The organism is Yersinia aldovae 670-83 (assembly GCF_000834395.1).
Taxonomy (GTDB): Bacteria; Pseudomonadota; Gammaproteobacteria; order Enterobacterales; family Enterobacteriaceae; genus Yersinia; species Yersinia aldovae.
The window spans coordinates 312067-325876 of the sequence record NZ_CP009781.1 but is presented as its reverse complement, the minus strand read 5'-3'; the positions used below and the strand labels follow the sequence as shown (position 1 = coordinate 325876).

Sequence of the window (13810 nt, the reverse complement as noted above, 5' to 3'; positions counted from 1 at the left end):
AAGATAGTGAACATTAACCGCCGCCAATCATCTTATAACAATACAAAAGGATGCCATTCGCGCATTCACTTTTGTCTCTCCTGTCATTTATGACCGGTAGTGAAAAACAGAGGTCCCTGTGTCAACAGCAAACAACAATCAACAACCGCCTAACGGTGAGCAACTTGAAAGCATCAGTATGAATGCGTTCAAACAACCAAAAGCGTTCTACCTTATCTTCTCTATCGAGCTTTGGGAGCGCTTTGGTTATTACGGCCTGCAAGGGATCATGGCCGTCTATCTGGTAAAAATGCTCGGGATGAGCGAAGCCGATTCAATCACCTTATTCTCCTCCTTCAGCGCCCTGGTTTATGGCTTTGTTGCCATCGGCGGGTGGTTAGGGGATAAAGTGCTCGGCGCAAAACGTGTCATCGTACTCGGCGCGTTAACGCTGGCGGCGGGTTACGCCATGATAGCCTACTCCGGCCATGATATTTTCTGGGTTTATCTGGGTATGGCGACTATCGCCGTCGGTAATGGTTTGTTCAAAGCCAACCCCTCTTCCCTGCTGTCAACGTGTTATAACAAAGACGATCCGCGTTTGGACGGTGCATTCACCATGTACTATATGTCCGTCAATATCGGTTCGTTCTTCTCTATGCTGGCAACCCCGTGGTTAGCGGCCAAATATGGCTGGAGTGTGGCATTCTCCCTCAGCGTGGTGGGGATGCTAATCACGTTAGTCAACTTCTGGTTCTGCCGCAAATGGGTAAAAAACCAAGGTTCCAAGCCTGACTTCGCACCATTACAGTTTAAAAAATTGCTGATGGTTCTGGTCGGTGTCGTGGCACTGGTCACGTTGTCGAGCTGGTTACTGCACAATCAGATAGTGGCCCGCTGGGCATTGGCGCTGGTTTCTCTGGGTATTATCTTCATCTTTGCTAAAGAGACATTTTCTCTGCATGGCACTGCCCGCCGCCGAATGATTGTTGCATTCTTACTGATGTTGGAAGCGGTAGTATTCTTCGTGTTGTACAGCCAAATGCCGACTTCACTGAACTTCTTCGCTATCCATAACGTAGAACACTCCATCTTTGGCATTGCATTCGAACCAGAGCAATATCAGGCACTGAATCCATTCTGGATTATGGTTGCCAGCCCGATACTGGCTGCCATCTATAACAAGATGGGTGACCGCCTGCCAATGCCGCACAAATTTGCTTTCGGCATGGTTCTTTGCTCCGCGGCATTCCTGGTATTACCGTGGGGGGCAAGTTTTGCCAACGAACACGGTATCGTTTCGGTTAATTGGTTGATCTTGAGCTATGCGTTACAAAGTATCGGTGAGTTGATGATTTCTGGTCTGGGACTGGCAATGGTTGCTCAGTTAGTACCTCAGCGTCTGATGGGCTTTATCATGGGGTCATGGTTCCTGACTACCGCAGCGGCAGCGTTGATCGCCGGTAAAGTTGCGGCATTAACCGCCGTACCCAGTGATATCACTGATGCACATGCGTCATTAGCAATCTATAGCCATGTCTTTATGCAGATTGGGATCGTTACTGCCATTATCTCTGTATTAATGATGCTAATAGCACCAAAACTGTATCGTATGACATTGGCACCCAACGATCACAAAGATATCACCCCCGTAACCACCGCCTAATTAGCGGCTGAGTTGAAAGCGCCCTTTCGAGGGCGTTTTTTTCAAATGAAACCCGGCAAGATTGATTTATCAGACCATACCGCTAACTGATAACCATCTGGATCGGTAAAGTGGAAACGACGCCCTCCGGGGAAAGAGAACGTCGGCAGCACAATGGTAGCACCCGCCTGTTCCAGCCGTTGCTGTGTTTGCTCCAAATCATCCGCATACAAAATAATTAGCGGCCCGCCGTTGGGGTGAATCTCACTCACCTGGCTGAAACCGCCCGTCAATCGGCCATCAGTAAACTCACAATACTCCGCCCCATAATCGGTAAAACACCAGTTAAAAACGGCACCATAAAACGCTTTCGAACGCGCAATATCGCTGACAGCAAACTCGATATTGTCGATCTGACGATCACTCCCCTGAACACCCATTGCGTGCTCCTATATATATTAATTAAGTCACTTACTTATCATAAACATTTACTCACATTCAGGGTATCACTCACTTTATCAGTGATACTTTCATCACATTATTAGCGCGCAAAAAATAAACTATACTGAGATCAGAACGCAGTATGTTAATTCGCATCCTGATGAACTATGAGGGTGTAATCCGTCCGTTATTGACGGTCTGTCGCGGGTTAAGAGGTGGCTTATGATCAACCATGTTTGGGGACTTCTGACACATCCAAGCCAGGAACTGCAACAAATCAAACGTGAAGGTGAAAGTATTCAGCACCTCTACGCACATCACGTCCTGCTGTTGGCCGCCATTCCAGTGATTTGCGCATTTATCGGTACAACGCAGGTAGGTTGGAACTTTGGTGAAGGCCGGGTAATCAAACTAACCCCCATGACCGCACTCTACTGTGCAATTATTTTCTATATTTTAATACTGGCTGCCGTGGCCCTAATGGGGCGGGTAATTTACTGGATGGCCCGCCGCTATGAAAACCGCCCCAGTTGGCAAAGTTGCACCCGATTTGCCGGTTATGCCGCCACACCCATGTTTCTGGGCGGCGTTGTCGCACTCTACCCGATGATCTGGCTGTGCTTACTGGTCGGGATTGTCGCACTGTGCTATACCGGTTATTTGATGTATTTAGGTATCCCAACATTCTTAAATATCGATAGGCAGGAGGGATTTATCTTTTCCGGATCTACTTTTGCTATTGGTGTCTTGGTGCTGGAATTCCTCCTCGGCCTGACAGTGCTATTGTGGGGCTATGGTGTGCGATTATTGTGACGCCATTAGCTTATCTGCTCTTTCGTTGCACGCCGCTCTGGTGGTCATTTACCAGGAGCGGCTGCGCTTACTGGGTTCAATCGCGGTTTATTATCGCAACACCGAGCCATTAACAGGCTTTTATGGTGATTAATGTCGTCTGGATCGCAATCTCTTACATATCCACTTAAGATAAAGTTGTACACTGAGTAGGACTGAGGCAAACAAGGCGAAAAAAATGAAAAAGCTGACATTAAAAGATATGACCGAAAGTGAGCAACGTGACGTCAAAACCCAACTCGACAGAGCAAGAATTAATTTAGGACGTGCATTAACCAACTCAGAACAAAATAAAGTCAAAGACGAAGCAATAGAAAAAGTCATGAACGCCCGTGAACAAATCGCCAAGTTAACCCGCGTTGAGAAAAAAACTAAAAAAACGGCCCCAAGTATGACGACTTTTAGCTGGTCAGCCTCGATCAGCACACGCCCACCACGGTAATCACTTTCTACTGCCAGATAATAACTGTCATAGAAATCCCTACAGCGGGGGCCAATGCCTTCGTTGTAGGGTAATTAGCAAAATTGAATAAACTGATACAGCTAAAACCAGCAAAATACCCATCCTCGCACAATTATATTACGTCACTAGCTGCATTTTCCTCTTGTCTGCCTTAGGATTAAGGAAGCTTTTTTCTTTCAGTGCTCTATTAAGGAGTTTGCGATGAAACTGTTCTATAAACCCAATGCCTGTTCTCTGTCTCCCCATATTATATTACGTGAAGCAGGGTTAGACTTCAGTATTGAAAGCGTTGACCTGGCCAGTAAAATTACTGAAACGGGTAAAAACTATTTGAGCATCAACCCTAAAGGGCAAGTTCCCGCGTTGGTACTCGATGACGGCAGTTTACTGACCGAAGGTGTTGCTATCGTGCAATATCTGGCAGATATTGTGCCAGATCGCCACTTGATCGCACCATCGGGCACCCTTGCTCGCTACCATGCCATTGAATGGTTAAACTTCGTTGCCACTGAATTACACAAAGGCTTCAGCCCGCTGTTTAACCCGAAAACACCTGAAGAATATAAAATCATTGCGCGTGAACGCCTGAATAATCAATTCAGCTATGTTGACAGTGTATTAGCACAGCATGATTATCTGTTGGGCAAAAAATTCAGTGTGGCTGATGCTTATTTATTTACCGTAACTCGTTGGGCCACAGCCCTTAATGTTGAAATAACAGCTCGCAGCCATTTAGATCAATATATGGTACGTGTTGCTGAACGCACGGCAGTAAAAGCCGCGCTAGCCGCAGAAAAGATAAAATAATAAGATTGATTATGGTGCCCCCTTAATAGGGGCACTGTTAAGTCAGCAGGGGTAAGTACACGCAGCTCCCCCCTGGCGCATCAAGTACGAAGGGGATTGGCAATAAAATGGCTGGCAGGATTAACAATGGCATCCTGAGCCGCCACAATCTGAAGTTCATACTCACCCATCTCTTGGGTTTTCAGCATCACTTCATACACCGCAGCCGTGACATGCTCAAGCGCTTTATCCAATGGCTCGCCCTTTAGCAAATTCACCAGCAATAGACCACTGGTGAGATCACCAACACCAACCGGTTGACGCGCACCAAAATCCACCAGCGGGCGGCTGATGTGCCAGGCCTCATCAGCAGTAACCAATAACATTTCAAAGCAATCGGCGTGATAACCGGCGCGGCTCAAATGCTTAACCAGCACGACTTTCGGCCCTTTGGCACAAAGCTCACGAGCGACCTTAACCGCCTGCTCGACATTCTCCACCCGCCCACCGCTGAGTTGCTCCAGTTCAAGCAAGTTAGGTGCAATGATATCACTGGCCGGCAGTGCTTCCTGGCAGAAAAACTCCGCCACACCTGGCGCGACGATACAGCCCTTTTCAGGGTGCCCCATCACCGGATCGCAAAAATACCAGGCATTGGGATTAGCTTGTTTAACCCGCGCCACCGCGGCCAGTATATGACCACCTTGCTCAGGTGAACCGATATAACCACTTAGCACCGCATCACAATCTTTCAACCGGTCGATATCGGCAATGCCTTGCACGATTTCAGTCAAATGGCTGGCGGGCATTACACAACCGGCCCAGTGACCATATTGCGTATGATTGGAAAACTGGACAGTATTCAGCGGCCAAACATTGACACCCATCCGGCGCATAGGAAATTCAGCGGCACTATTGCCAGCATGGCCAAAAACAACGTGAGACTGAATCGAAAGTATATTTTTCATTGGTACGGCCTAAAGTTAGCCCATAAAAAATACCCGTCATCTTCCAAATTGCGCCTGCCTGCAAATTGAAATCCAGGGGTATATAAGACATTAGCCAAAAAATAAGGGACATCTCTGCCCCTTATCTTATCTTTTTCTTATAGCCAGCTAATCAGGCAATAATGTTTTTTACCGCGACGCAGTAAGGTGTAGCGCCCAAACAGGCGATCAGCATCAGTAAAGATGTATTCAGGATCAGCCTGTTTCTCACCATTAAGCGCCACCGCATTAGAGCTAATCATGGTGCGTGCCTGCCCACGAGATGGCACCAGTTCAGCGTTAACCAGCGCCTGTTGCAAATCCGCATCACGGCTCAACTCAACGGTTGGCATACCGTCTTGCGCCAACTGTGCAAAATCAGCTTCCGTCATTTCATTCAAATCGCCAGAGAACAAACTGGCAGTGATACGTTTAGCGGCCGCCAGACCCTCCACACCATGCACCATACCGGTGACATTCTCGGCCAATACGTATTGTGCACGAGGGGCTTTACCGCTGTTTTTATCTTCGTCTTCCAGTGCGTTAATCTCTTCCAGGCTCATGAAAGTAAAGAACTTCAGGAAGCGGTAAACGTCAGCATCGGCGGTATTGATCCAGAACTGGTAGAATTTGTACGGGCTGGTTTTCTTCGGATCAAGCCAGACTGCGCCACCTTCGGTCTTACCGAACTTGGTGCCGTCAGCTTTGGTGATTAATGGTACGGTCAAGCCGTAAACCTGCTGTTGATGCAGACGGCGGGTCAAATCAATACCTGAGGTAATATTACCCCATTGGTCAGATCCACCGATTTGCAGCGCCACACCGTGCGCTTTATTCAGGCAGGCAAAATCATACGCTTGCAACAGATTGTAGGAAAATTCAGTGAATGAAATACCACTGTCATCACGATTCAGGCGCTGTTTTACCGCTTCTTTGTTAATCATCTGATTCACAGAGAAGTGTTTACCGATATCACGCAGGAAGGTCAGCACATTCATGCCACCAAACCAGTCGTAGTTATTGGCCGCAATCGCGCTATTGTCACCGCAGTCAAAATCGAGGAAAGGTGAAACCTGACGGCGGATCTTCTCAACCCATTCATTTACCGTATCTTCAGTATTTAGCTTACGTTCACTGGCTTTAAAGCTCGGATCACCAATCATACCGGTGGCCCCGCCCACCAGAGCAACCGGGCGATGCCCTGCCAACTGGAAGCGTTTTAGGCATAACAACGGAACCAGATGACCCAAATGCAAGCTGTCTGCGGTAGGATCGAAACCGCAATACAGTGAAATTGGCCCTTGCGCCAGTCTCTCTGCTAACGCGTCTTCATCCGTAACCTGGGCAACGAGGCCCCGCTCTTGCAATTGTTTAATCAGGTTGCTGCTGGTCATCAACGACTCCATTGTCTTTTACAAAAATTTGTTTTTTACAAAAATTGTCTTCTTTAGCATAAACAGGATATATACCTAAAGAACTTGGCATTGCAAGCAGGCGGCAAGCGAACAAATCCCGATAAGTCTATTCATTTTAAGGTCAATGACCTGTAAGTGACTTGGGTAAATGAACGTGGCGAACACCCCTGCGGCTTCAAGTACGAAGGGTATAGAATAAAGCGCCCGCCCAACGAGCGCTAGGCTTAACCACAATTATTTCATCACTCTTACGGCGCTAAACGGTCAATTTTCCAGGTATCTGCATCCCGTTGATAGATAAAGCGGTCATGCAGACGGTGTTCGCCTCCTTGCCAGAACTCAACTGAATCAAATTTCACGCGAAATCCCCCCCAAAAACTGGGTAATGGCACCTCGCCATGCTGGAATTTTTGCTTCAATTCAAGGAATTTACTTTCCAGAACCCCACGGGCAGAGATTCGAGTCGATTGCTGCGAAACCCAAGCCCCTATCTGGCTGTCTTTTGGACGGGAACTGAAATACTTCAGCACCTCTAGCGTAGAAAGTCGTTCAGCTTTGCCGAGAAAAATCACTTGTCGGTCTAGCATATGCCAAGGGAATAGCAAACTGATATGGGGGTTTTCAGCCAGTTGCTGCGCTTTGCGGCTCCCCAAATTGGTATAGAACACCAACCCCTGCTCATCATAGTGTTTCAGCAGGACAATGCGCTGATAAGGCTGACCGCTGGCATCAACCGTGGCCACACACATGGCTGTTGGGTCCGGCAAGCGTGCCTCACACGCCTGCTTTAGCCAACGCTCAAATAATTCCAATGGATTCTCGCTTAAATCACTGCGACGCAGGCCACCACGAATATATTCACGGCGCAAATCCGCCACATCAAATTCATTATTCTCAGTCATATAAGGCTCTATCCCGCGCAGGAAAACAGTGATTACCATTCTGCCCTTGCCGCAGCAGAATCACAATCATCCTACGCCAGCAATAGCCCTATTACTTGATCAGAACACAGTCATTGATAATGATTTTCTCATCACGCTCAATAAATGCACCGTTGCCTTTCGACCAGAAAGTATAATGGCCGTCACTGTATTTGGTGCCCGATGCTGCGCGTACCTGTAGCAACGTTAGCTGTTCACCGTTCATCACCAAACTGACCTTATCCTGCCGATTGTCTTGCATAACCGTCAGCTTGGTGGTGCCGCACTGGTAATGCAACGTTTCGTTTTTAGGTTGTACCATGCTGCATCCTGCCAGCATCAATACGGCTGTTGCTGCCAACCCTGACGTTAAAAACCATAAATGTTTCATTTGTGTCGCCCTCTTTGTTGAAGTTAAGCCGCGGTGTCTAGAGCAGCTTAACACCCTCACCGTGGCGATACAGGATAGACTGCTCCTAAAATGGTTTCGCAACTGGCACCGGTAACAGAGGGTAAATTACCGGATTTACCCGATAACGTGCGAAATGCTAACCAGGCAAATGCCAGTGCCTCCATGTCGTCGCCACTGACGCCAAAGTCATCGGTGACGCTCACTTCGGTTCCCGGCAATAAAGCTGACATCCGCGCCATCACCAAGGTGTTACGCGCCCCACCACCACACACCAAAAGCCGCTCACAACCCCCAGCCAACAGCACCTGTTCTGCGATTGAAAACGCCGTCAATTCAGCCAACGTCGCCTGCACATCCTCAGCGGCCAGCCCTGGGATTTTAGCCAATTGCTTGTCTAGCCAACCGGCATTGAAGTATTCGCGCCCCGTGCTCTTCGGCGCGGGTTTGGCAAAGTAGGGATCGCTAAGCATAAGATCAAGTAAGGGTTGATGGACTTTCCCGGTATTCGCCCAATGCGCGTCTTTATCATAAGGTAAAGAACGATTACGCCAGATCCAAGTATCCATCAACATATTACCGGGGCCGGTATCAAAACCACGAATAGGTAAACCCGGTAGCAGCAGCGATAAATTAGCAATACCACCAATATTCAATACCATCCGTTTTTCTGTCGCATGAGCGAGCAACGCATGGTGAAATGCTGGCACCAGTGGCGCGCCCTGCCCCCCGTAGGCCATATCGCGGCGGCGAAAATCACCCACAGTCGTAATATTGGTCATGGCGGCAATACGGTTGTTATCGCCCAATTGCATGGTGAAAGCAGGCTCGCCCAACGGCTCATGCCAAACCGTTTGACCATGACACCCAATCGCGGTGATGTCCTGCGCCGTCAGCCCTGCTTGAGCGAGCAACGCTAGCACCGCCTCGCCAAATAACCTCCCCAGTTCGGCATCAAGCCGCCCCACGGCTGACAACGTCGTAGCCTGACCCTGACACATAGCCAGAATGTCTTTTTTCAGCTTTAACGGCATGGGGTGACTATAGCTGGCTTGCTGCGCCACCATTCGCTCATCAATGGCTGCCAGCACGACATCCACACCATCCAAACTGGTTCCTGACATAACCCCAATAAAACGGCCTGATTTCATAGCAATGACCCTATTTCCCCATTGAGGAATTAAATAGCAGTAAGACGTCCCGATACTGGGCGGAATAATAAAATTAACGCCATGAAAAGATATACTTTTTTAAGTGTATACCGCCATAAGGTGATGTCCGAAACTCTGTTTTTTATTTGTCGGGATGGTCACATAAAAGTCACTAATGCTTACAGTATTCGTTATGGCAGTAATATTTCTTACTTTAAGAAAGTTAAACAGCCGTTTAATATTGGTTGAAGCATAAAGCGCTAAGCTGCATGTCTGTCAGCGTTAGTCGAAAAAACGCGCAGATACCTACATTAAGTAAGTAGTGAAATAAACACTTGGGTAAGCCATACTTTGTGTAAATACAGGGCCTTTAATGGGCTGGATTTGGATGTTCTTGGGATACTGACCGTAATACGGTTATGCATTTTTAATAGGAGTTTTTATGATTAAGCCATTAATTGCCGTTGCTATCGTTGCAGTAACACTGACCGGTTGTACTAATAACAATACCCTGTCAGGCGATGTGTTTAGTGCATCTCAAGCTAAGCAAGTACAAACCGTGACTTACGGCACCCTCGTTTCTGTTCGTCCGGTGACGATTCAAGGCGGCGATGAAAATAATATCGTGGGGGCTATCGGTGGCGCAGTATTAGGTGGATTCCTCGGTAATACCGTCGGTGGCGGCACTGGCCGTAGCCTGGCGACCGCAGCCGGTGCTGTGGCAGGTGGTATGGCAGGGCAAGGGGTTCAGGGAGCAATCAACCGCACTGACGGCGTGCAACTGGAAGTCCGCAAAGATGATGGCACCACTATTCTGGTTGTGCAAAAACAAGGTTCAACCCGCTTCAGCGTTGGTCAGCGTGTCATGTTAGCCAGCAGTGGCAGCACCGTGACAGTCAGCCCACGCTAACAGTCAGAGAAAGACAAGCCGGGGTTCATTGCAAACCTCGGCTTGCTTCTCTTTCGTGCCAATAATGCTATTTCTTTCGCTGTGAATATAATCTTAAAACGTTATAGTTTACTTGCTTTGTAATTGAATAATATTTTTCTCAAGCTTATCAATCAGGCCAGACAGCATTTTAATCTCATCGGTTGAAATTCCACCAAGAATTTCTTTACGGGTTGAGCATATAACACAATCAACCTCCTCTATTATTGGTGAAGATTCCTCCGTCAGTTTTATCCTTTTCGCGCGGCGATCATTAGCACAGGTATGCCGCGTGATTAGCCCCTTCTCCTCCAGTTGATCTAAGGTTCTAACCAATGATGGTTGTTCGATACCAATCGCTTTTGCCAGTTGAATTTGTGATTGCTCAGGTGGCAAACGATGAATGTTATGCAAAGTAACCCAATGCGTTTGGGTCAGCTCCAGTGGTTTCAACCGCTGGTCGATTAGTGCGCGCCAAACACGAACTAATCGTGCTAAATCAGATCCTAATGTCGATTCCAATTGCCCCTCCTTTTAATTAGCGTGCTAGCATAACTCCCTACGTCCAGTCTATTTTGGGTAATTAACATTAAAAACACAAATGTATATATACCGTCGATGCTAGGGTAATAGCAATAAATACGGCCAATCCTTTAGTAAAAATGATGTATTTACTAAAACTACCTCTTAAGGATTAACCTTATGCATGTATCAGTATCACCTGCAAATGCACCGCTTTCAGACTTGATTCTGGGTGCCTCAATCTATTTCCCGCCAATATTTAAGGCAGTTATGCTAGGTTTGGTGTTATGGCTATTGATCCATCATGTACTACGGAATTGGATCTACTCTGGTGAAATCTGGCATCCAATATTAATGGATTTGTCGATTTTTGTCATTGCAGTCAGTGTTTCTTTATGGATTTTAGCCAGTTGGTAAAACAAGATGAACTATCAAACACTTAAATATTTCTCCTCTGTGATAGCATTCGCCCTTGCCTTGGGTGCCGGTTGGTGGATGTGGAATTATTATATGCAATCCCCCTGGACCCGTGATGGCAAAGTCCGTGCCGAAATAGTCAGCATAACCCCTGAGGTTTCCGGCCAGTTGGTTCAAATATTAGTTCATGATAACCAGTTGGTAAGCTCTGGTAGCCTATTATTTGTAATTGACCCACAACCTTATCAATTAGCGTTGGATAATGCGCAAGCCGCCGTAGTGCGCGCGCAGGCAGACCTTGCTAAAGCCAATCATGAAGCACAACGCCGCCGAAATTTACCTAAAAATATTATTTCCGGTGAAGACCTCGATATTGCCAACTTAACCGCCGATAGCATGAAAGCCGCATATCAAGGCGCGTTGGCAAAGCTTGAACAGGCTAAATGGAATCTCAGCAAAACCCGTATTTATGCCCCAGCTAATGGTTATATCACCAACTTGCAAACGCGTGTCGGTAACTATGCGACCGCTGGCACTCCATTAGTCGCACTAATCGATACAGACTCATTCTATGTGATGGGGTATTTCGAGGAAACTAAACTGAGACACATTAGAGAAGGTAATAAGGCCAATATTATTTTGTATAATGGCAACATTCCTTTACAAGGTGTAGTAGAAAGTATTGGTCGCGCCATTTATGACCAGAGTATCGATACCAGCGGCAGCGATCTGTTGATTGATGTCAAACCCAACGTCCCTTGGGTACGTTTAGCACAACGGGTTCCCGTCAGGATAAAACTATTGGCGGTTCCGGCAGAAGTGACACTGGTTGCCGGCACCACATGTACTATTTCACTGGCGGATTAATCGGTGCGTATCTCGTTCTCTTTATGGCAAAAAACACCGTGGGGCAAGGCTAGCGCGGGCCAATGGCGTTATGCATTACGCAATTCGCTCGCCATGTGTTTGTCACTGTGGATAGCCTTTGTGCTTAATTTGGATGAGCCATATTGGGCCATGACCTCCGCCGCCGTGGTCAGTTTTCCGACCGTCGGCGGGGTTATTAGCAAAAGTATTGGCCGGGTGATTGGTAGTTTACTGGGTGCCGCCGCCTCCTTGATGATTGCCGGACACTGCCTAAATGACCCCTGGTTGTTCACTTTTTCCATTGCAGCCTGGATTGGGCTGTGCACATTTGTTTCCAATCATTATCAGAATAATGTTTCTTATGCCTTCGCTCTGGCGGGCTACACCACCGCCATCATTGCCTTTTCAACCGTCGATACCACTGACACCTTGCAAATTTTCGACATCGCTCAGGCGCGCGTCTGTGAGGTGATTACCGGTATCCTGTGCGGTGGACTGATGATGATGCTGCTACCGAGCACATCAGATGGTGAAGCCTTACTGACATCGCTACGGCGGATGCAAGCCCGCCTGTTGGAACATGCGCAGTTATTGTGGCAAACCGAGCATAACCCGCAATTACGCACATCACACGAAGGGCTAATCAGCCAGATTCTGACGATGAACCTGCTGCGGATTCAGGCGTTCTGGAGCCACTACCGTTTGCGGCAACAAAATAATGTATTGAATTTCATTCTGCATCGTCAATTACGTATCACCAGCGTGATTACCAGTTTGCGTCGTATGTTAGTTAACTGGCCAAGTCCACCGGAGAATTTGCCCACCGTGCTGGTGCAACTGCTGGATGCCCTGCAACAGCCGGATTGTGATAAATATCAGTTAGCCAAAATATTACAGCGCATCGCGCCACATGATGCGTTTGATTACCGTCACCACGCCTTCTGGTTGAGGTTACGCCATTTTTGCTGGCAGTATTTAGAGGTCAATCGCTGGCTGTCACAATTAGATAAAGAGGCGGATGCACCAAGGCGATCACCGCCGGCCGTGGCACCACTGGCCCGCCATACCGATACCTATGAGGCCGCCTACAATGGCTTGCGCACCTTTGTTTGTATCGTGATTGGTTGCGCTTTCTGGATTCATACTCAGTGGAGCGCTGGCAGCGCAGCACTGGCGTTGGCCGCCGTCAGTTGTGTGCTCTATTCCGCGACCCCCTCTCCCACGGACAGCATCGCGACGCTGCTGAAAGCCATCGTTTTGTTGTCCATCGGCTGCTTTATTATAAAATTCGGCATCATGGTGCAAATAGATGATTTTTGGCAATTTGCCCTGCTGCTATTCCCCATTCTGATCACCATGCAGATGATGAAACTACAACACGCGGCTTATGCTGCCCTGTGGGGGCAATTAATTGTGTTTATGGGTTCATTCCTTAGCGTCACCAATCCACCCAGTTATGATTATCAAGAGTTCCTTAACGATAACATTGGTAAATTAGTGGGAGTGATGTTGGCCGGTGTCGCTTTTCAATTATTGCGACCCAGTTCGGACAAACGCAAAAGTCGCCGTATCATCAGGATGTTACGCCAAGATTTTAGTGATCAAATCAGCAGCCATCCGCAACAAAGCCAGAGCCAATTTGAATCATTAATCTATCATCGGGTAAACCAACTTAATCTCAGTAAAGATAAGGCTGCTCGCTTGTGGTTATTGCGCTGGGGGGTAGTTCTGCTTAATTGCAGCCATGTGGTCTGGCAGTTGCGCGATTGGCAGACCACCTCGGCACCACTGTCTGCGGTGCGTGATGTCTGTATTCACTGCCTGAAAGGGTGTATGACCGCAAAAGGGGTGCAACCTACTTCATTGAGTGCCACATTGCAGGAACTACAACGGATGAGTGCGATTTTAGGCCAATATCCGGATGCTTCTGGCCGCGAGCTGGCTGGGTTAATCTGGCGGCTATATTGTTCGCTGACACAATTACAACAGGCCGGGCCGGACGAAGAGAACCAAACTGCGCCAGCCTGAA

At 47.8% G+C, this 13810-nt stretch carries 15 protein-coding genes; 8 read left to right on the top strand and 7 right to left on the bottom strand.

Annotated elements, in window-relative coordinates; genetic code table 11:
- Positions 1–118: 118 nt before the first annotated feature.
- Complete coding sequence (gene dtpA / locus AT01_RS01565) at positions 119–1645, top strand: dipeptide/tripeptide permease DtpA (protein WP_042545802.1); 1527 nt, start codon at positions 119–121, stop codon at positions 1643–1645.
- Positions 1646–1686: 41 nt separating this feature from the next.
- On the opposite strand, the gene AT01_RS01560 is transcribed toward dtpA, so the two are convergent.
- On the bottom strand, positions 1687–2064 hold the full coding sequence (locus AT01_RS01560) for a VOC family protein (RefSeq protein WP_042545801.1): 378 nt from the start codon (positions 2062–2064) through the stop codon (positions 1687–1689).
- Between the two features lie 223 nt (positions 2065–2287).
- Between AT01_RS01560 and AT01_RS01555 the strand changes: the two genes are divergently transcribed.
- The 3 genes from AT01_RS01555 to gstA all read left to right on the top strand — a co-directional run bounded on the left by AT01_RS01555 (position 2288) and on the right by gstA (position 4187).
- On the top strand, positions 2288–2878 hold the full coding sequence (locus tag AT01_RS01555) for a Yip1 family protein (protein ID WP_082039523.1): 591 nt from the start codon (positions 2288–2290) through the stop codon (positions 2876–2878).
- Positions 2879–3095: 217 nt separating this feature from the next.
- A complete protein-coding gene (locus AT01_RS01550; RefSeq protein ID WP_042545800.1) occupies positions 3096–3359 on the top strand; it encodes a DUF3811 domain-containing protein in 264 nt (87 codons plus the stop codon).
- A 222-nt stretch (positions 3360–3581) separates the two neighbouring features.
- The gene (gstA, locus tag AT01_RS01545) at positions 3582–4187 is read left to right on the top strand and encodes a glutathione transferase GstA (RefSeq protein WP_042545799.1); all 606 of its coding nucleotides are present in this window, start codon (positions 3582–3584) and stop codon (positions 4185–4187) included.
- 80 nt (positions 4188–4267) lie between these two features.
- Here gstA and pdxY read toward each other — a convergent pair whose 3' ends face one another.
- From pdxY to anmK, 5 genes are all read right to left on the bottom strand, one after another.
- The gene (gene pdxY, locus AT01_RS01540) at positions 4268–5134 is read right to left on the bottom strand and encodes a pyridoxal kinase PdxY (RefSeq protein WP_042545798.1); all 867 of its coding nucleotides are present in this window, start codon (positions 5132–5134) and stop codon (positions 4268–4270) included.
- A 137-nt stretch (positions 5135–5271) separates the two neighbouring features.
- Positions 5272–6546 (bottom strand): tyrosine--tRNA ligase, encoded by a 1275-nt coding sequence (tyrS, locus tag AT01_RS01535; RefSeq protein ID WP_042545797.1) that lies wholly within the window; start codon positions 6544–6546, stop codon positions 5272–5274.
- Positions 6547–6815: 269 nt separating this feature from the next.
- Positions 6816–7469 (bottom strand): pyridoxamine 5'-phosphate oxidase, encoded by a 654-nt coding sequence (pdxH, locus tag AT01_RS01530; RefSeq protein ID WP_042548445.1) that lies wholly within the window; start codon positions 7467–7469, stop codon positions 6816–6818.
- Positions 7470–7560: 91 nt separating this feature from the next.
- Entirely contained in the window at positions 7561–7878 is a 318-nt protein-coding gene (locus AT01_RS01525) for an MliC family protein (RefSeq protein ID WP_042545796.1), read from the bottom strand.
- A 56-nt stretch (positions 7879–7934) separates the two neighbouring features.
- Entirely contained in the window at positions 7935–9047 is a 1113-nt protein-coding gene (anmK, locus tag AT01_RS01520) for an anhydro-N-acetylmuramic acid kinase (RefSeq protein WP_004700207.1), read from the bottom strand.
- Between the two features lie 442 nt (positions 9048–9489).
- On the opposite strand from anmK, the gene AT01_RS01515 reads away from it, so the two are divergent.
- Positions 9490–9957, top strand: a complete 468-nt coding sequence (locus tag AT01_RS01515; protein WP_004700211.1) for an outer membrane lipoprotein — start codon at positions 9490–9492, stop codon at positions 9955–9957.
- A gap of 108 nt (positions 9958–10065) precedes the next feature.
- Here AT01_RS01515 and slyA read toward each other — a convergent pair whose 3' ends face one another.
- Complete coding sequence (slyA, locus tag AT01_RS01510; protein WP_004700212.1) at positions 10066–10497, bottom strand: transcriptional regulator SlyA; 432 nt, start codon at positions 10495–10497, stop codon at positions 10066–10068.
- 180 nt (positions 10498–10677) lie between these two features.
- On the opposite strand from slyA, the gene AT01_RS01505 reads away from it, so the two are divergent.
- From AT01_RS01505 to AT01_RS01495, 3 genes are read left to right on the top strand one after another with little or no spacing between them, the layout of a single operon-like run.
- Complete coding sequence (locus AT01_RS01505; protein ID WP_042545795.1) at positions 10678–10914, top strand: DUF1656 domain-containing protein; 237 nt, start codon at positions 10678–10680, stop codon at positions 10912–10914.
- 6 nt (positions 10915–10920) lie between these two features.
- The gene (locus AT01_RS01500; protein WP_042545794.1) at positions 10921–11781 is read left to right on the top strand and encodes an efflux RND transporter periplasmic adaptor subunit; all 861 of its coding nucleotides are present in this window, start codon (positions 10921–10923) and stop codon (positions 11779–11781) included.
- Between the two features lie 3 nt (positions 11782–11784).
- Complete coding sequence (locus tag AT01_RS01495; RefSeq protein WP_042545793.1) at positions 11785–13809, top strand: FUSC family protein; 2025 nt, start codon at positions 11785–11787, stop codon at positions 13807–13809.
- Position 13810 lies beyond the last annotated feature (1 nt).